The organism is Serratia sp. BNK-12 (genome assembly GCF_047456085.1).
In the GTDB taxonomy this organism is placed as follows: domain Bacteria; phylum Pseudomonadota; class Gammaproteobacteria; order Enterobacterales; family Enterobacteriaceae; genus Serratia; species Serratia liquefaciens.
The window spans coordinates 3,483,833-3,503,828 of record NZ_CP179896.1 but is presented as its reverse complement, the minus strand read 5'-3'; the positions used below and the strand labels follow the sequence as shown (position 1 = coordinate 3,503,828).

The window sequence follows — 19,996 nt, the reverse complement described above, 5'->3', positions numbered from 1 at the left end:
TTTTGATTCAATTTAAACGACAGGTTGCTGGCCTTGCTATCAGTACCCTCTTGTTTGCGATATCTGCGCCGGTTCATTCGATAGGGATTCTAGACGCATATTCGCTGGCACTTGAAAAAGATCCGACCTTTCGGGCGGCTATAAAAGAAAAAGAAGCGGGGGATGAAAACGAAAATATCGGCAGGGCGGGGCTGCTGCCGAAGGTGTCGGCCAATTACCAGAATTCACCGCGTAACTGGCAGACGCAAAAGTATCCGGCGAGTGACATTTTTGGCAACAGCCTTGGTGAGGCGACCAAACGACAGCAGTATCGCAGCCATTCCAGTTCGATAACGCTGACGCAACCGTTGTTTGATTACGAAGCCTATGCGCGTTACAAGGCCGGCGTGGCGCAAACGCTGATGTCAGATGAGCGTTACCGCAGTAAGTATCTCGATCTGGCTGTGCGGGTGATCTCCGCCTATGTTGAAGTGGCTTACTCCAAAGACCAGATTGCGCTGGCCTCAGCGCAAAAGGCGGCTTACAAAGAGCAATTGGCGCTGAACGATCGCTTAATGAGCGCGGGTGAAGGCACCATTACCGACGTTTCAGAGACCCAGGCGCGCTACAGTCTGGCAGAGGCGCAGGAAATTGAGGCACGTGATGCCCTGGATGCGGCACAACGCGAGCTGGAGGTGATTATTGGCGTACCGCTCGATCAACTGGATGAGCTACAGGTACTGCGCCCCGGTAAATTCCAGGTGGCACCGTTAATCCCTTCCAAATTTGAAGAGTGGCAAAAAATTGCCCTGGAGAATAACCCGATGTTGGCTGCCTCTCGCCATGGCGTTGATGCTGCCAAGTATGAGGTAGAGAGAAACCGCGCGGGCTTCATGCCGCAGGTTCAGCTCTATGCTTCCCATTCGGAAAATGACTCCAGCAGTGATAACACGGTTAACCAAAAATACCGCACCGACAGTATCGGCGTGCAGGTGAGCGTGCCGATCTATGCCGGCGGTGGGGTATCAGCATCGACTCGCCAGGCGGCTTCACGCTATGGGCAGGCGATGTATGAAATGGATGCACAAGTCGGTACCACGCTGAACGATCTGCGTAAGCAGTTCAATCTTTGCATCAGTAGTCGTGCAAAATTAGCGGCGTATGAACTGGCGGTAAAATCGGCGACAACGCAGGTAACGGCCACCCGCCAGAGCGTGTTGGCAGGGCAGCGCGTCAACGTCGATGTGCTGAATGCCGAGCAACAACTTTACAGCGCGCAGCGAGACCTGGCTTCGGCTAAGTACACCTACATAAAGTCCTGGATCACCCTGTTGAGCGACTCTGGAACGCTTGACGAAAAGGACGTGAAACGAGTGGCGCAGTATTTCTCTATGAATCGCTGACCGGGTAGGGATAAATGGTTCAAATACTCACCATGAGTATTTGTCTGAAAGAGCAGCCTCAAGCTGCTCTTTTTTGTCTCAATACGTTATGTTAGCAACCGGTGGTGCTCCTGCCTCGCCTGTAAAACTGTACTTTTCGCTATAAATCATTGCGTATAGATCTATGGGAAGATATTGGCATAGGCAGGGGTTTTTAACATACATGTAACTTCTGTATGTAATTGTATGACTTTTATAATGCTGGGTTGGCTGGCGCTACGCCGCACTCTCGTTTATAAGACAGACGACTGAGTTAAGGGTTAATAATGTCAAAACTAATTCCTGTGGTTATGGCCGGTGGTACCGGCAGCCGGTTGTGGCCACTGTCGCGCGAATCATTCCCCAAACAGTTCCTTTCCATTGATGACAGTGGATTTAGTTTGCTGCAGCAAACTTTACAGCGCTTATCTGGACTGGAGGGCGTCGAAGTCGCCGCACCGTTGGTCATCTGCAATGAAAATCATCGTTTTCTGGTCGCGGAACAACTGCGTGAAATCGGGCAGCTTGCGACAAACATTATCTTAGAACCGGTTGGACGCAATACTGCGCCAGCTGTTGCATTGGCAGCACATCTGGCCGCAGAAGAAGATGATGACAGCATGCTCTTGGTGTTGGCCGCAGATCATTTGATTACGAAAGTGGAAAACTTTCACGCGGCAATAAAAGCGGCTATTCAACATGCTACTGAAAATAACTTGGTGACTTTCGGTATTATTCCTGGACATCCAGAAACGGGCTACGGCTATATCAAGCGTGGCAATGCACTTTCTGGCGAATGTTTTAAAGTTGACGCTTTTGTAGAAAAACCTTGCCTTGAAAAAGCCGTTGAATATTTGGCAAGTGGTGAGTTTAGTTGGAATAGTGGCATGTTTATGTTTAAAACTGCCAAATTTTTGCAAGAACTACAACAGTTTAGCCCAGAAATTTTCAGCACTACGCAACAGTCCGTGGCAGCCAGTCAGCGCGATATGAACTTTATTCGCGTTGATCAGGAAATCTTCAAGCACTGCCCTAGCGACTCCATTGATTATGCTGTCATGGAGAAAACACAGGATGCGGTGGTGATCCCTATCGATGCAGGTTGGAGCGATGTGGGGTCATGGTCATCGCTGTGGGAGGTTTCCGAAAAAGATGCTCGCGGAAATGTTAACGTCGGCGAGATTATCTCCATCGATTCGAATAATAACTATATATCATCTGACGCTGCGCTAGTTGCGACTATTGGGTTGGACGACCTTATCGTGATCAATACCAATGATGCATTGTTGATTTCGACAAAAGATCGCGTTCAGGACGTTAAGAAAGTGGTCGATGAGCTCAAAAAACGCAATCTTCATCACTTCCGTCAGCACTCCTCTTCTTATCGCCCATGGGGCAAGATCTGTGATATCGACAACGGCGAGCATTTCCAGGTCAAAAAGATCATTGTTCGTCCTGGTGAGGGATTGTCAGTACAGCGCCACCTTCATCGAGCAGAGCACTGGGTCGTCGTTAGCGGTACGGCGAAAGTGAATGTTGAAGACAAAGAATTCTTCTTATCTGAGAATCAATCTACATTCATCCCTGCCGGCAGTGTCCATACCCTGGAGAACCCTGGGAAAATCGACCTTGAAATTATTGAGGTTCGATCAGGATTTTACCTGGAAGAAGATGACATTGAACGTTTACATGATCGGTACGGCCGAGTTTAATTAAAGGATTTGGTGATGGAAAAGTTAGCCTGTTTTAAAGCTTATGATGTGCGCGGTAAGTTGGGTGAGGAACTGAATGATGATATCGCCTACCGCATTGGGCGCGCTTATGGCGAATTCCTAAAACCGAAGACCATCGTTCTCGGTAGCGATGTACGCCTGACCAGCGAAAGCTTGAAGCTGTCGTTGGCAAAGGGTCTGCAGGACGCCGGCACCGACGTGATCGACATTGGTATGACCGGCACCGAGGAAGTCTATTTTGCCACCTCTCATCTGAAAGCGGATGGCGGTGTGGAAGTGACAGCCAGCCATAACCCGATTGACTACAACGGAATGAAGCTGGTGCGTGAAGGCTCACGTCCTATCAGCGGTGATACAGGCTTGCGCGCAATTCAGGAGCTGGCGGAGAAAAACCAATTCCCTGAGCCGGCCGCGACTCGTGGCAGCTATGTTCGTCAGGATGTGTTGGCAGATTATGTGCAACATGTGCTGTCCTATGTGAACGTCGAGAACTTTAAGCCACTAAAGTTGGTGATCAACTCTGGTAATGGTGCCGCCGGTCATGTGATCGATGCGATTGAAGCCTCCCTTAAAGCTTTGAACGTCCCGTTGGAATTTATCAAGGTTCACCATCAGCCGGACGGTACCTTCCCGAATGGTATCCCCAACCCGTTATTGCCAGAATGTCGTGCAGATACCGCCAATGCGGTGCGTGAACATGGCGCAGATATGGGGATTGCATTCGACGGCGATTTTGACCGTTGCTTCCTGTTTGACGAAAAAGGCGACTTTATTGAAGGATATTATATTGTTGGCCTTCTGGCAGAAGCTTTCCTGCAAAAACAACCCGGTGCAAAAATCATTCATGATCCACGCCTGAGCTGGAACACCATCGATGTGGTGAGCGAAGCGGGCGGGGTACCAGTAATGTCGAAAACCGGGCATGCATTTATTAAGGAACGCATGCGTGCGGAAGACGCGATTTATGGCGGCGAAATGAGTGCGCACCATTATTTCCGCGATTTCGCCTATTGCGACAGCGGCATGATCCCATGGTTGCTGGTGGCTGAATTGGTGTGTGTTAAAGGACAAACTCTGGGGGAATTGGTGCAGGACCGTATTGCGGCGTACCCATCTTCAGGGGAAATCAATATCAAACTGGCACAGCCGGCAGCTTCAATTGAAAGCGTCAAACAACATTATCTGTCGCGGGCAGTCGAGGTTGACTACACCGATGGTATCAGCATGGAGTTTGGTAACTGGCGTTTTAACCTGCGCTCGTCCAACACCGAGCCGGTAGTTCGTCTCAATGTTGAGTCACGTGCAGACGTGGCCCTCATGAAAGAAATGACAGATGAGATTTTAGCGATACTGTCTCGCTAAATTCGCCGTGATGGTGTTGTATCAGAACAGGGCTGCGTTTTGCAGCCCTGTTTGTTGAATGAGTTCGATAAGCGGGGCTGTGATCAATAAAAACGGACTCAATCATGGGCGTTGCCATCGAGCACATATGATTTATCCTAAAGACAATGACGTCGATGGAGGTTACTGTCAGCACTTTGCTGTCTTGTCCATTTTTAGGCTGTAACTCCCAAAGGCTATCGGATTGAGAAAGTAATAGAATTTGTGTCGTTAGCGCTTCAGGCGCGCATAAGGAGTGGTGAATGGCAATTTTAGTTACCGGTGGTGCCGGTTATATCGGTTCTCATACGGTATTAGCCTTGCTGGAACGCGGTGAAGAAGTGATTGTGCTGGATAATCTGTCGAACTCGTCAGAAGAATCACTGCATCGTGTCGAACAGTTAACGGGCAGAGCGGCTACCTTTTATCAGGGGGATATCCAAAATGGCGACTCCCTGCGTAGCATATTCGATGCGCATGATATCTCTGCCGTCATCCATTTCGCTGGATTGAAGGCGGTGGGGGAATCGACCCGTAAGCCACTGGAATACTATCAAAACAACGTTGCCGGTACGTTGGTGCTGCTAGAGGAAATGCGTCGTGCCGGTGTGGCTCAATTTATCTTCAGCTCTTCAGCTACGGTATATGGTGCGAACTCCCCGGTTCCTTATGTAGAAACCACGCCGATTGGTGGTACCACCAGTCCTTACGGCACGTCAAAGTTGATGGTTGAGCAAATTCTGCAGGATTTCGCTAAAGCGGAACCGCAATTTTCCATTATCGCATTGCGTTACTTCAATCCGGTAGGTGCGCACGAATCTGGTTTGATTGGTGAAGATCCAAATGGCATTCCAAACAACCTGTTGCCTTATATCTCTCAGGTGGCCATTGGAAAGCTGGAAAAGCTGGGTATATTCGGCGGAGATTATCCGACTAAAGATGGTACTGGCGAGCGTGATTACATCCATGTGATGGATCTGGCTGAGGGGCACCTGATGGCTATGGACCATCTTAAGAACGTTGATGGTTTTAAAGCTTACAATCTCGGGGCAGGCGTGGGTCACTCGGTATTGAGTATGGTGCAGAGCTTTGAGAGGGCGTCAGGCGTGAAGATACCTTATCAAATCTTACCGCGGCGCGACGGAGATCTGCCCGCTTTCTGGGCTGATGCCAATTTAGCGCGCAAGGAACTGGGGTGGGAAGTGCGTCGCGGTATTGACGATATGATGCGCGATACCTGGAACTGGCAGAAAAATAACCCACAGGGTTACCGCAGCAAGAGTTAGCGAAAATCTAAGTACAATTCTCAAAAGCCCATATGATATGGGCTTTTTTGTTGGTTTGGTTAGAGGCTTTCATTGATTATCAAAATAAAGAATTAATAAGCATTCTCAATAAGGATTATTATGATTACGTTAGGTATTATAATTATGCTATCTAATAAGTCTTGATGCATTGGTAGCGGTATATTATACACAATTGCTCATTTCGTTAATGTGTCAAGTGGATGTGAATTGGTTTTTTGTTTTTGTTTTTCAGTGTATTACCTGTTTTTCTGCCGATGGGCGACTAACCGTTAGACAGATAACGTTTTGTCTATGTCGTGTTAATGTATTAACGCCTAACATCGGTGTATACTTCAGGCCGAAGAAAACTGATATCGTTTTGGCAGCGCGCTTAAGAACAGTTAATGACCATGAAACGCCATTATGATGATTTTTGACGTGTTGCATTAATGAACCTGAAGTTGTTGGGAGTCCCCACAGAAATGCTAAAAGCTGTCATTCCAGTTGCTGGTCTCGGTACCCGCATGTTACCGGCGACAAAGGCTATCCCGAAGGAAATGTTGCCGGTCGTTGACAAACCTCTCATCCAATACATCGTGAATGAATGTGTCGCAGCGGGTATTAAAGAGATTATTCTTGTTACGCACTCATCAAAAAACGCCATTGAGAATCACTTTGATACGTCGTTTGAACTGGAAAGCATGCTGGAATCACGTGTCAAGCGCCAACTGCTGGAAGAGGTACAATCGATCTGTCCCAAAGGGGTCACGCTGATGCATGTGCGGCAGGGCCAATCCAAAGGATTAGGCCACGCGATTCTCTGTGCTCGTCCACTGATCGGCGATGAGCCTTTTGCCGTGCTGCTGCCAGATGTTTTAATGGATGATGTCGCAAGTGATTTGGCAAAAGATAATTTAGCAAACATGATCGCCATATTTGGCGAGAGTGGCCGCAGCCAGGTTATGGTTGAGCCCGTGCCTGAAAAAGACGTTTCTAAATATGGCGTAGTTGATTGCAGTGGTGCTCCAGTAGCTCCGGGGCAGAGTGTGCCGATGCACGCCATTGTCGAGAAACCATCAGTTGATGAAGCGCCTTCGAACCTGGCAGTGGTTGGTCGCTATGTGCTGGCTGCGGATATTTGGCCATTGCTTGAGAAAACACCCTATGGCGCAGGTGGTGAGATTCAGTTAACAGATGCTATCGCAATGTTAATGGAACAACATCCCGTAGATGCTTTTGCCATGGTAGGGCGTTCCCATGACTGTGGCGATAAATTGGGATACATGAAGGCTTTCGTTGAATATGGACTTCGTCATTCTACGCAAGGTAAGGACTTTACTGCATGGCTGAGAGACCAACTCTTAGCTTGAATTAGAGTGATCTGATGAATCCAGCCGATTCCTAAAGTAAAATGAAACGGCTGGATGTAACGTGGATCCTCATCACTCGCCATGAAAAGACACTGTTGCCATGGTGAGTGTTAAGGGATATGCATTGCTGAATGTTATATTAAAATCAATCGGTTATGATGAGAGTGCTCTGGTTGCCGCAATGCCAGGGGCGGTAGCGTGGTTACAAATGCTCTTGAAAAATATCCTGAAGTTCACTCGGTCGATTCTGCGACTTGGAAGTGTTACTAATTATTATCGATGCCAGTTGAAATAACATTAGGTTTCAATTGCTAGGGAATTTTAATCTTAAATCGAGTTTTCATATGAAGTATAGCTTAGGTTACCTCTGGGATTTGGCTGCAGTCATCACAGAGAAAGAATTGAAAGTAAGATATAAAAGTAGTTTTTTCGGTTATTTATGGTCAATTGCCAATCCATTGCTCTTTGCCATGATCTATTACTTTATCTTTAAGTTGGTCATGCGTGTTCAGATTCCAAACTATACAATATTCATTATTACTGGTCTTTTCCCATGGCAATGGTTTGCTAGTTCAACGACAAATTCTCTATATTCTTTTATAGCAAATGCGCAAATAATAAAGAAAACAGTATTCCCACGCTCAGTTATCCCTTTCAGTAATGTGCTCATGGAGTGTTTGCATTTTTTATGCACCATTCCTGTGATCATTGTTTTCCTCTATGTGTACGACATGCGCCCTTCGGTTGACTGGATTTGGGGTGTTCCATTAATTGGTATAGCCCAAATGTTGATGACTTTTGGTATTGCTATGATGTTGTCGACATTAAATCTTTTTTTCCGTGATTTAGAAAGGTTCGTGACGCTAGGCATTATGCTTATGTTTTATTGCACGCCGATTCTTTATTCTGGTGACATGATTCCAAAAGAGTACAAATTCTTGATTGATTATAACCCGCTGGCAAATATGATACTGAGTTGGCGGGATCTCTTCATGAATGGGGTTATTGATTACCATCAAGTTGGTATGCTTTATGGATATGCTCTTTTATTCGTCATCATTGGCACTAGCATATTTAATAAATTAAAGTACAGATTTGCAGAGATACTATAATGAGCTTGGCTATAGAATTTAAAAATGTCACTAAGCGCTATCCATTATATCATCATATTGGATCTGGCATTAAAGAATTGATTTTTAATCCACGCCGTGCGTTGAGCTTGCTAAGTGGCCGAAGTTATTTAGCGATAGAAGACATCAGCTTTCAGGTACAGAAAGGAGAGTCCGTCGCACTTATTGGTCGTAACGGTGCAGGAAAAAGTACTTCACTTGGTTTGGTCGCTGGAGTAATGAAACCATCGTCGGGTACGGTTAGCGTCGTTGGGCGTGTTGCATCGATGCTGGAGTTGGGCGGGGGATTCCACCCTGAACTCACTGGGCGTGAAAATATACGGCTTAATGCCACCTTATTGGGGCTACGTCGTAAAGAATTAAAACAACGTCTGGATAAAATTATAGAGTTCTCTGAATTGGGTGAGTTTATCGATGAACCCATCCGTGTCTATTCAAGTGGTATGTTGGCGAAGTTAGGATTCTCCGTGATAACACAGGTAGATCCGGACATATTAATCATCGATGAGGTTCTGGCTGTAGGTGATATTGCTTTTCAGCGAAAATGTCTGAATACTATTAATGAATTTAAGAAAAAGGGCGTTACCATTCTTTTTGTTAGTCATAATCTTGAAGATGTTGAAAAAATTTGTGATAAAGTCATTTGGATTGAAAACCATAAAATGAGAGACATGGGGGAAGCCCATTCTGTTATCTCTCAATATAAAATAGCAATGGCCTGAAATTTATGATTATGACTATTAGGTAATTAAAATGAATTCTATTAAAATTTACACTTGCCATCATAAACCCAGTGCATTTCTTGATTCCACACTGATTCAGCCGATACATGTTGGTAAGGCAAATAATTTAAATGAGATCGGTTGTCCTGGTGACGATTCTGGCGATAATATCTCTTTCAAAAACCCATTTTACTGTGAATTGACCGCTCATTATTGGGTATGGAAGAATGCGCAACCAGCAGACTATGTTGGGTTTATGCATTATCGACGTCATTTTAACTTCTCTGAAGATCAACAAGTCCCGGAAGATAACTGGGGCGTAATTAATTATGAGAAGATTGATGCGTTATATCATGAGAAATTTGGTTTAAACGATAAGAATATATCTGATTGTCTGGCAGGTGTTGATATTATCTTGCCGAAAAAATGGGATGTTAGTGCTGCAGGTAGTAAGAACAACTATCAACATTATAAAGTATCTAACTACCTGCATATTGAAGATTACGATGCCGCATTAGAAATTCTTTCAGATATTTATCCGGAGTATAAGTCTGCCGCAGATATGTTTAATAACTCATCAGATGGTTATTATACTAATATGTTTGTTATGCGGAAGGATATCTTCAATGATTATTCTGAGTGGCTATTCGCAATTTTGGAAAGGCTTGAGGATAAACTTCGCTTTAAAAATTATAATGCGCAAGAGAAGCGCGTTGTTGGTCATATATCTGAACGATTGTTAAATATTTATCTGGCGTACCAAATCGAGCAGCGCTCTTTTAAAGTTAAGGAGTTACAACGAACCTTTATCGAAAAAGAAACTTTCAATGCTACTCTAAGACCTGCATTTTCGACAAGAAATGTTCCTGTAGTGATTTGTTTTGATGATAATTATGCTATTAGTGGTGCAGCGTTAATTAATTCTATTCTTGCTCATGCAAATCCAGAGCTAAATTATGATCTGGTTGTTCTGGAGAATGGGGTTTATTTAAAAAACAAGCACCGCTTCTTATCGCTTGTTGCCGATTTTAAGAATGTTAGCCTTCGTTTTTTTGATGTGAATGCTTTCACTGAGATAAAAGATGTCTTTACTCGTGCTCATTTTAGTGCTGCAACCTATGCGCGTTTGTTTATCCCAAATCTATTTTCCGAGTTTGATAAAGTAATATTTATTGATGCGGACACGGTAGTTGAAAGTGACTTGGCTGAGTTAATGAGTATCCCTCTTGGGAATAACTTGATCGCTGCGGTAAAAGACATTGTTATGGAGGGCTTCGTTTTGTTCGGCGCGATGTCCCAGTCCAGTGATGGTGTAATGCCAGCCAAAGAGTATTTGGAAAGTTCATTGGGAATGGATAACCCAGATGGCTATTTCCAAGCTGGGATTTTAGTATTTAATATCGCGCAGATGAACCAAGAAAATACATTTTCCAGCCTGATGGATGCGATGAAAAGCAAAACCTATTGGTTCTTGGATCAGGATATTATGAATAAGGTATTCCATGGCCGCGTGCACTATTTGCCAATGGAGTGGAATGTTTATCATGGTAACGGCAATACGGAAGATTTCTTTCCCAATCTACCCTTCAAAACTTATATGAATTTTCTTGAGGCGCGTAGAGATCCGAAGATGATTCATTTTGCGGGTGAGAATAAACCGTGGAACACGCGTCGCGTTGACTTTTTTGATAACTATCATAAAAATATCGTGAATACGCCATGGGCGTATGAAGCTTATGAACGTCTGATTGGCACCGCAGTATCACATGTTCCTACAGTGCAACTTGTGAGTAATACGCCGGTTTTGCTGCAGACTAAATTAAAACGCGCTCTGATGCCCATGCTTAACAAATGGGCACCAATAGGCACGTCGCGACGCAATTTTATGACGAAATACTACTACAAAGTTAGACGCGCAATTCTTGGGTAACTTAATGATAAACGGTAAAAAAATACTAATTGTGGGTGCTGGTTTCTCTGGTGCGGTAATCGGCCGTCAACTGGCAGAGCAGGGGCATTTGATCCAAATCATCGACAGCCGGGATCATATTGCAGGAAACTGTTACGATGCCCGCGATGTGAAGACGGACGTTATGGTGCATACCTATGGCCCCCATATCTTCCACACTGACAACGAGCAGGTATGGAATTTTGTTAATCGTTACTCCACCATGATGCCCTACGTGAATCGGGTTAAAGCGACTGTTGGTGGTCAGGTTTTCTCGTTGCCGATAAATCTTCATACGATTAACCAATTCTTTAGACAAACCTGTTCGCCAGCGGAAGCCAAAGCGCTAATTGCTGAAAAGGGTGACCGCAGCATTACTGAGCCACAATCGTTTGAAGAGCAGGCTCTGCGTTTTGTCGGCAAAGAGCTTTATGAAGCCTTCTTTAAAGGCTATACCATTAAGCAGTGGGGGATGTCTCCGGCGCAACTGCCAGCATCGATCCTTAAACGTTTGCCTATCCGCTTTAATTATGATGATAACTATTTTAATCATAAGTTTCAGGGGATGCCGAAAGATGGCTATACCAAAATGGTTGAAGGTATTTTAAACCATGCAAACATTACCGTATCGCTAGGCGTACAGTTCCAGCCGCAAGATCGCGAGCAGTATGATCATGTTTTCTACAGCGGGCCACTGGATGCTTTTTATGACTTCCAGTTTGGGCGTTTAGGTTACCGTACGTTAGACTTTGAAAAATTCTCGGTGGAGGGTGATTATCAGGGGTGTGCGGTTATGAACTATTGTGAACAATCAGTGCCTTACACTCGTATCACTGAACACAAATATTTTTCGCCTTGGGAGCAGCATGAAGGCTCGGTTTGTTACAAAGAATACAGCCGTGCATGCGAGGAAAACGACATTCCTTACTACCCAATTCGACAAGTTGGTGAAATGAGCCTTCTGGAAAAATATGTCGATTTGGCGGAAAAAGAAAACGGTATGACTTTCATCGGCCGTTTAGGGACTTACCGCTATCTGGATATGGACGTGACTATTGCCGAAGCGTTGAAAACCGCTGAGATTTATCTGAGCAGTCTGGAGCAAAAAACGACTATGCCAGTCTTTACGGTCAGCATCAGATGAAAGCCACGGCGTTAATTGTTACTTTTAATCGCCTGGAAAAATTGAAACAGTGCTGGATGGCAACTGCTGCGTTGTCATTTGAGCACATTGTTATTGTTGATAATGCTTCAACCGATGATACTCAGGCCTGGTTGGAAGGTATTGAGGATACGCGCCTGCACGTGCTCCGCGCCGGTCAAAATGATGGCGGTGCCGGTGGGTTTAAACTCGGAGCGGAATTCATTGCTGAAAAAATAGATACCGATTGGGTATTTATGTTTGATGATGATGCTTACCCGCAAGCTGAGTTGTTGGCGCGTTTTGCTAAGTTGGAACAAACCAATCATGCTGCATACTGTTGCCGTGTGATAGATAAGCAAGGCATGCTTTGTAAAATGAACGTGCCCTTCAGTAAGATGCCAACATCACTGATGCGCACGCTCGATTATATTGCAAGACCTGATCGCTACACTCCGACAGGGCTGGAGGCGTCAGAGGTGATTACGCTTTCATTCGTTGGTGCAATAATTCGCAAAGACGTTTTAGCTGCCAACACAGAGTCTATCCGCTCGGAGCTTTTTATTTATTATGATGATCTTTACTTCTCTTACAGGTTGAGTCAACAGGGGTATCGCTTTCGATACTCACCAGAGTTGCTGTTCTTGCATGATGTGGCACCAACCAGTGGGGGAATAAATCCACCATGGAAGGTGTATTACCTGGTCAGGAATTTGCTTCTTTCTAGAATGTTGTTTAAAAAAAATGAGAGGCCTTACTCATTTGGAGCCATCGTGTTACGTATTGCTAAATATTTACTTTCTTTTACCTCTCAAGGTAATAAAATCGAATATATTAGATATGTAATACGCGGTATTGTTGACGGTATATCACTTAAAAATGGTAAGCGACATTAGCCGGTAAGAGTTTAATGAAAAAGATTTGTTATTTTATCAACTCGGATTGGTACTTTGAACTTCACTGGGTTGAAAGAGCCTTGGCAGCTAAGGCTGCAGGCTATGAAATTCATGTTGTCAGCCATTTTGTGGGGGGCGACATTCAGCAAACGCTGACAGAAAAAGGTTTCATTTGCCATGACTCTTCTATCTCGGAACAGTCTGTTAATCCGATAAATTTTTTCAGTTCGTTGGTCAAGGTATGGCAACTGCTCAGAAGAATTAATCCGGATGTTCTACACTGCATCACCATCAAGCCTTGCTTGATGGGGGGATTTTTTGCCCGCTTTTATAACAAGCCTATCATTCTTGGCTTCGTTGGGCTGGGGCGCGTGTTTATGGAAGATAAGCTGTCAATGAACGTTATTCGATTTCTGACGCTACACTCCTATAATCATATAGTTAAGAATAAAAAGTGTCTGTTGGCTTTTGAACATGAGCACGATCGCGATCGACTCATTGCCATTACTGAAGCCAAAAAAAGCCAAACAGTGGTGATCGATGGTGCCGGTATCAATCCGGATATTTATCATTATTCACTGGAAATCAACCGCGAAAAACCGATTGTGTTGTTTGCGAGTCGCCTATTGTGGAGCAAGGGGCTGGGTGACTTGGTTGAGGTGAAAAAGCGACTGGCGCTTAAAGGCGTGGACTTTGTTCTCAATGTAGCAGGGATTTCGATTGTTGATGATCCTGACGCTATACCCTTGTCACAAATCGAAGAGTGGCATCAGCAGGGGCTGATAAACTGGCTTGGCCGCTGTACGGATGTCTACAGTCTTATCGAGGCTTCTAATGTTGTGGCACTGCCTACCACATATTCTGAAGGTGTTCCCCGTATCTTGCTTGAAGCCTCGTCCGTAGGGCGTGCTTGTATCGCTTACGATGTTGGTGGTTGCCAAAGTCTTATCATCGATGAATACACGGGCAGTTTAGTGGAGAAACGTAACATCAAGCTTTTGGCAGAAAAGTTAGAAAAGTTGCTTACCAGTCCAAACAAGCGTGTAGAGATGGGGGTTCGTAGTCGTGAGCGAATTGAAAGCAAATTTGCATCATCATTGATTATTGATGACACTCTGAAACTTTATCAGCGCGCAATTGCCACCGGGAACTATTAATTTGAGGGGCACTATTTTGGCTTTTTTCGCGAAATTATGGACGAAAAGGCAGGATAGGGATGTTCAAGCTCCATCAGTACAGAAGAAAACATTGTATTTAGTTTCAGCCGCAGGTATGCCAAATTTTGGTGATGACATGCTAACGCGATACTGGATAAATGAATTGCAACGGCAGTTTCCTGATAGCGTTATCTATCTTGATGCGGTTGATGCTGTGGTGGCGTCGGAGCTGTTTCCGGGGGTTAAATGTGTAGATTATCTATGGCGTTTGGCCCAAGCGCTGGGTGACAAGGGGTCCGTTCAGGACAAATTTGCCGATCCTCATGCGCTACCGATTCGTGAGCGCTTAATGTCCGAGGTCTTTATCTCTGCGGAAAGTATCCATCTGTTGGGGGGGGGATACATCAATGAACTCTGGGGGGCCAATGCGCGATTGATAGAACTTGCGGCTTATTTTGCTGAAAAGCATCAGTTGGCCTGTTACGCAACCGGGCTTGGATTGCAGCCGCTCTCGCCTGAAAATGCTGCTAAATTAGCACCGTTCATCCGTCAGTTTAATCACTTTGATGTACGAGACGAAGCCAGCTATAAAGTATTGGAATCTTTTGGAATTCCTGTACTGGGTTTCTCCGGGGACGATTATTTTGCTTTCCCCGATTCTCCAACCGGACGTCTTGTGGAGCGTGAACAACCCACTCTTCATCTGTGTATCCATACCGAACTGTCTGAAGATGGTATTCTAGCCGAGAATCTGTTGACGCTGTTGCAGACGGTCGTAGCCAGGTTTTGTCAGATTTATCCTGCGGCCGCGATCAATTTTTATGAGTTTCGTCCAGGAACAGATGGTACATTTTTTCACCAGGTGCAGGAGCGTTTTCCTCACGCAAGTTTCGTGCCGTTCGAACAGATTTGGCAAGATGGTTTAGCATTTGCCACTAACGATTTTTGCATCAGTTCACGCTTCCACTTTCAGGTCATTGCTGCAAGTCTGGGTATCGATGGTATTGCGTTATCGTGGTCAGATTATTACGACAACAAATTCGCCAGCTTACAACCCATGTCTGACTGGCCTATGGTCAGGCCGGATATCAGTGCGGACGCATTGGTACCCCTGCTGTCACCTGTAGTACGCATTGACCGTCAGCCGGGAAGGGTTCTGATTCAGCAAGCCAAACAACGTTTATTGGCACAACTGTATAATTTCTGATGGTTTATTATCTGTTATAAAGCCTATCGCACCAATCACTACCCACGCGGCTCAATCCTGAGTTAACATGTGTGCCACATCACAAAACCTGTTGGCCACAGTTGTTAACAGGGTCATCCTCAGACAGGAGTTCTTCAATGTCCAAGCAACAAATCGGCGTTGTCGGCATGGCGGTAATGGGCCGCAATCTGGCACTGAACATCGAAAGCCGTGGTTACACCGTTTCGATCTTTAACCGTTCAGGCGATAAAACTGATGAAGTTATTGCCGAGAATCCAGGTAAAAACCTGGTGCCGCACTACACCGTCGAAGAGTTCGTTGAATCGCTGGAAAAACCACGCCGCATCTTGCTGATGGTGAAAGCAGGTGAAGCGACTGACAAGACCATTGCTTCCCTGACTCCGCACCTGGATAAAGGTGACATTCTGATCGACGGTGGCAACACCTACTATCAGGACACCATCCGTCGTAACCGCGAACTGTCTGATCAAGGCTTCAACTTCATCGGTACCGGTGTTTCCGGTGGTGAAGAGGGCGCGCTGAAAGGGCCTTCAATCATGCCTGGCGGCCAGAAAGAAGCTTACGAGCTGGTGGCGCCAATCCTGGAGAAAATCGCTGCGGTAGCGGAAGGCGAGCCTTGCGTGACCTACATCGGTGCTGATGGCGCCGGTCACTATGTGAAGATGGTGCACAACGGCATCGAATACGGCGACATGCAGCTGATTGCAGAAGCCTATTCCCTGTTGAAGCAGGCGCTGAACCTGAGCAATGAAGAACTGGCTGACACCTTTGCCGAGTGGAACAAAGGCGAACTGAACAGCTACCTGATCGACATCACCAAAGATATCTTCACCAAGAAAGATGAAGAAGGTAAATACCTGGTTGATGTGATCCTGGACGAAGCTGCCAACAAAGGTACCGGCAAATGGACCAGCCAGAGCTCTCTGGATCTGGGCGAGCCGCTGTCGCTGATCACCGAGTCGGTATTCGCACGTTACCTGTCCTCACTGAAAGACCAGCGCGTTGCCGCATCTAAAGTGTTGACCGGTCCTAAAGTGACGCCAGTCAGCGGTGACAAAGCCGAATTCGTCGAGAAAGTGCGCCGCGCGCTGTACCTGGGCAAAATCGTTTCCTATGCGCAGGGCTTCTCTCAGCTGAAAGCGGCTTCCAAAGAAAACAACTGGGATCTGCACTACGGCGACATTGCCAAGATCTTCCGCGCCGGCTGCATCATCCGTGCACAGTTCCTGCAGAAAATCACCGACGCTTATGCACAGGACGCGGATATCGCTAACCTGTTGCTGGCACCTTACTTCAAGCAGATTGCTGACGAATATCAGCAGGCGCTGCGTGACGTGGTGTCTTACGCGGTGCAAAACGGCATCCCTACGCCGACCTTCTCTGCGGCTATCTCTTACTACGACAGCTACCGTTCAGCGGTTCTGCCTGCCAACCTGATCCAGGCGCAGCGTGACTACTTCGGTGCTCACACTTACAAACGTATCGACAAAGAAGGCGTATTCCATACCGAATGGATGGAATAAGTTAATTAATATAAGATAGCCGGGCTATGCCCGGCTTTTGCTATTATAAGATTTGATCTTTGATTGTTATATCGGTCTTGAATTGTTATATCGGTAGTGAATCAGAGGTTACTATAATTATTTAATATGTTTCCATGTTAATTAATTTGCCTAGATAGTATTCATAGAGGAATTATGAAAGGCTCAGTTGCTATTATTTTGAGACATCATGAGACTAGGAAGCGCTTGCTTTTGCGAGCTCTTGAGTCCGTGAAGAATCAATCATATCAAAATTATAAAGTTTTTATCATGACTAACGGTTCTGGTATACCGTCAGATATTGAAGAGTTGGTTTTTATTTCTGAAAGCGACAAAATTCATGCTGTCTCTTCTCAGGAAGAACTTATTAAAACACTACACAGCTTCCCATTTGAGTATGCATGTTTTCTTGATGACGACGATACTTGGGCGCCAGAGTATTTATCCCGTTGTATCTCCGTTTTTGAAAAGAGTAAAGTCAGATACCCATCTGTTGGTGCTGTTGCCAGCCATGTTAATAAAGTTTATGAAATAGCTGAAGGCAACAGGATAAAGATCGACAGAACCGAACCGTGGAATCATTATTTCTCGGTTGGCCCGGTGAATATCGATGCGTTGTATTATAGAAATAGTATCCCAGCATCGTCATGCATTTTTGACTTTTCTGCATTTATACGCACTGTCGTGTCTCATAATATCATGGAGCCAGCGTTTTTCTGGGTGTTCTTGATTTCATTTATGAGCAAGAATGATGTGTGGATCGTTCCCGAATCTTTGTCTTTTTATCATTTCCGCCGGGAAGATGACTTTAACCTGGGCAACTATAGCATTATTCATGCCGAAGAGTATGGTTTTTCATCAAAAGTCATTCTCAATAGTATAGCTAGAAATACCTCTGACGATTATACCTGTCGGTTTATTTCTAATTTTATCTTTAACGAAACTATGTTTCATCGAATAGCTTCGATTGAGAATAAAATTTGTCATCACTTCGGCCATTGAATAATTATGCTCAGGAGTAGAAGGAACTATGGATTTTAATAATTACGACTTCGTGAGTTTCGACATATTTGATACACTTTTGAGTCGAAAAATTGCGCGGCCCAAGGACTTGTTTTCACTGATTCAAGCCAATTTATCGTATGATAGTCAATATATCGCATGGCCCGATTTGGTCGATAATTTTTCTGTTATCAGGGAAAAGGCGGAAGAAAAAGCCAGGCAACATAAGGTAAGTTTGCACGGAGGCGAGCCTGAAATTCTGATATCCGACATCTATGATCAGGTCAGCCAAAGGATCCCGACATTGCCTAAGCATGTTATTAACATGCTTATTTCTCTAGAAATAGAGATGGAGAAGGCTGTTCTTTTTAAAAGTATAGAGGCAGAAGATCTTTTTAATAAGGCCAGAGCCGCAGGATGTAAGATTATCGTTATCAGCGATATGTATTTACCTTCGAAAGTGCTACGCGAGTTACTGGAAAATGCTGGCTACAAAAATCTTGATGATGTTGCCATTTTTTCTTCAGGTGAAGAAGGGGTGTCTAAACACTCCGGAGAGTTATATCCTAAGGTTAGGAATAAACTTAACCTTACTGGAAAACGTTGGTTGCATATTGGCGATAATAAGCATTCTGATGTTGAAATGGCAAAGCATCATTCGATAGATGGGCTACATGCTGATTGGTCTGAATATGATGGCGGTGTTTCACGTCATTGGCAGATTAAAGATGTTATTGGCGAGTCTATTAATATCTCGGTAACGAATATTCAGGCGAGACAGTTTTTTTCTGATGACCCGCTCACTGAGATTGGTTTCAAGATCTTTGGTCCATTGATGCTGGGTTACACATCCTGGATCCATGCTACGGCCAAAAAACTTAACGTTGAGAAGCTATTGTTTTTGGCGCGAGATGCGCATTTGATTCGCGATATTTTCCTTGATTTCTATAATAAAGATCGCCAGTTCGACTATCAGTATGTTTATCTTTCCCGTGCATCTACTTACAAAATGGGAATGACTGATTGGCCAATGCATCGTATCTGGCATCTGTTTGGTGGTAAGAATAGAAAAAGCATAAAAAACATTCTTTCTGTTATTGGACTAAATGCTGAAGAGCATCTTTCCGATATTCACGACGTTGGCTTCCCTGACGTAAACTATGTTCCAAGCCACGGCGAGCGTGATAAAGTCCATTGGCTGATTAATAAGCTGTTCATGCATGCTTTGCTGCAAAACAAGAAATATCGGGATGAATTCTCAGATTATTTCAAAGAAGCAGTAGGGGATTATTCTTCAGTGGCGTTAGTCGATATTGGTTGGATGGGAAACATTCAATCAGTCTTCAGCCGTGCTTTAGGAGATATCTGGGCAGATAAGAAAATAAGCGGGCTATACTTGGCAACCTTTGAAGGGGCTAAGGATAACAAATCCTATTATAATGACATGAAAGGTTGGTTGACTAATTTTGGGGAGCCTAGAAATCAACATGATTTGATCCTCTCTGGTGGGGTCGAGCTGTTGGAGTTTGCAATGGCGGACAATACCGGGTCGACCAAAGGTTACCAAAAGATTGATGGTAAAACTCAGCCAGTGAAAGAAAATGTGAGTGAGGAGGAGTTGGAATATCTTAAAAAAGCACAGCTTTTGCAAAAAGGTATTCGGTCATTCTTTGAATACATTTCTTCTATTCTTGCGGTTGTACCGTCAGAGGCCATGAGTAGCCGGTTGCTATCCGAACCTTTCTTTGAGCTTGTGTCAAATCCAAGCAGCTACGAGCTGGATGCGTTGGTTGGCATCACTCATTCGGAGGCTGCGGGGGCCAATAATGGCCGCATTGCCTTGGCGGAGAAATTAAGTCTAAAAGAACGCTTGCTTCAGGGGCATAAGTATTCTGAAATGTTTGAGCAGAGCTACTGGAAAGAAGGCTATAAGCGTATAAACAGGAAGAAATTCTGGAAGAAATATATCTAAATTATTGATATAAGATTCTAGTCAATAACCGGCATTAAAATATCGTCCGATGATATTTAATGCCGGTTTTTTTATGCCAAAAAATTGTGG

General features: G+C 44.8%; 15 protein-coding genes. All 15 read left to right on the top strand.

Features of this window, described 5'->3' with window-relative positions; translation table 11 throughout:
• Window positions 1-2 precede the first annotated feature (2 nt).
• The 15 genes from ACMGG1_RS16300 (at window position 3) to ACMGG1_RS16230 (ending at window position 19,906) form a co-directional block, all read left to right on the top strand.
• Window positions 3-1,382, top strand: coding sequence for a TolC family outer membrane protein (locus tag ACMGG1_RS16300; protein ID WP_044549370.1), 1,380 nt, complete (start codon window positions 3-5; stop codon window positions 1,380-1,382).
• 305 nt (window positions 1,383-1,687) lie between these two features.
• Window positions 1,688-3,112 (top strand): mannose-1-phosphate guanylyltransferase/mannose-6-phosphate isomerase, encoded by a 1,425-nt coding sequence (locus tag ACMGG1_RS16295; protein ID WP_128864046.1) that lies wholly within the window; start codon window positions 1,688-1,690, stop codon window positions 3,110-3,112.
• A gap of 15 nt (window positions 3,113-3,127) precedes the next feature.
• Complete coding sequence (gene cpsG / locus ACMGG1_RS16290) at window positions 3,128-4,495, top strand: phosphomannomutase CpsG (protein ID WP_262215310.1); 1,368 nt, start codon at window positions 3,128-3,130, stop codon at window positions 4,493-4,495.
• A 281-nt stretch (window positions 4,496-4,776) separates the two neighbouring features.
• A complete protein-coding gene (gene galE / locus ACMGG1_RS16285) occupies window positions 4,777-5,799 on the top strand; it encodes a UDP-glucose 4-epimerase GalE (protein WP_122077936.1) in 1,023 nt (340 codons plus the stop codon).
• A gap of 482 nt (window positions 5,800-6,281) precedes the next feature.
• Window positions 6,282-7,169, top strand: coding sequence for a UTP--glucose-1-phosphate uridylyltransferase GalU (gene galU / locus ACMGG1_RS16280; RefSeq protein WP_128864335.1), 888 nt, complete (start codon window positions 6,282-6,284; stop codon window positions 7,167-7,169).
• Between the two features lie 344 nt (window positions 7,170-7,513).
• Window positions 7,514-8,281, top strand: coding sequence for an ABC transporter permease (locus ACMGG1_RS16275; RefSeq protein ID WP_122077938.1), 768 nt, complete (start codon window positions 7,514-7,516; stop codon window positions 8,279-8,281).
• The gene (locus ACMGG1_RS16270) at window positions 8,281-9,021 is read left to right on the top strand and encodes an ABC transporter ATP-binding protein (RefSeq protein WP_122077940.1); all 741 of its coding nucleotides are present in this window, start codon (window positions 8,281-8,283) and stop codon (window positions 9,019-9,021) included. The genes ACMGG1_RS16275 and ACMGG1_RS16270 overlap by 1 nt, the downstream gene beginning before the upstream one ends.
• A gap of 31 nt (window positions 9,022-9,052) precedes the next feature.
• On the top strand, window positions 9,053-10,951 hold the full coding sequence (locus tag ACMGG1_RS16265) for a DUF4422 domain-containing protein (RefSeq protein WP_414160858.1): 1,899 nt from the start codon (window positions 9,053-9,055) through the stop codon (window positions 10,949-10,951).
• Window positions 10,952-10,958: 7 nt separating this feature from the next.
• Window positions 10,959-12,113, top strand: coding sequence for a UDP-galactopyranose mutase (gene glf, locus ACMGG1_RS16260; RefSeq protein ID WP_414161455.1), 1,155 nt, complete (start codon window positions 10,959-10,961; stop codon window positions 12,111-12,113).
• Window positions 12,110-13,006: a glycosyltransferase gene (locus tag ACMGG1_RS16255; RefSeq protein WP_128864049.1), complete on the top strand. Its 897-nt coding sequence runs from the start codon at window positions 12,110-12,112 to the stop codon at window positions 13,004-13,006. Before glf ends, ACMGG1_RS16255 begins: the two co-directional genes overlap by 4 nt.
• Before the next feature lie 14 nt (window positions 13,007-13,020).
• Window positions 13,021-14,163: a glycosyltransferase family 4 protein gene (locus ACMGG1_RS16250; protein WP_122077945.1), complete on the top strand. Its 1,143-nt coding sequence runs from the start codon at window positions 13,021-13,023 to the stop codon at window positions 14,161-14,163.
• 16 nt (window positions 14,164-14,179) lie between these two features.
• Window positions 14,180-15,370 carry a polysaccharide pyruvyl transferase family protein gene (locus tag ACMGG1_RS16245; protein ID WP_259216717.1) on the top strand — a complete coding sequence of 397 codons (1,191 nt, stop codon included), beginning with the start codon at window positions 14,180-14,182 and terminating at the stop codon, window positions 15,368-15,370.
• A 137-nt stretch (window positions 15,371-15,507) separates the two neighbouring features.
• Window positions 15,508-16,914: an NADP-dependent phosphogluconate dehydrogenase gene (gene gndA, locus ACMGG1_RS16240; protein WP_020826040.1), complete on the top strand. Its 1,407-nt coding sequence runs from the start codon at window positions 15,508-15,510 to the stop codon at window positions 16,912-16,914.
• A gap of 174 nt (window positions 16,915-17,088) precedes the next feature.
• Complete coding sequence (locus tag ACMGG1_RS16235; protein WP_122077953.1) at window positions 17,089-17,934, top strand: glycosyltransferase family A protein; 846 nt, start codon at window positions 17,089-17,091, stop codon at window positions 17,932-17,934.
• 28 nt (window positions 17,935-17,962) lie between these two features.
• Window positions 17,963-19,906 (top strand): HAD-IA family hydrolase, encoded by a 1,944-nt coding sequence (locus tag ACMGG1_RS16230; protein ID WP_414160857.1) that lies wholly within the window; start codon window positions 17,963-17,965, stop codon window positions 19,904-19,906.
• Window positions 19,907-19,996 lie beyond the last annotated feature (90 nt).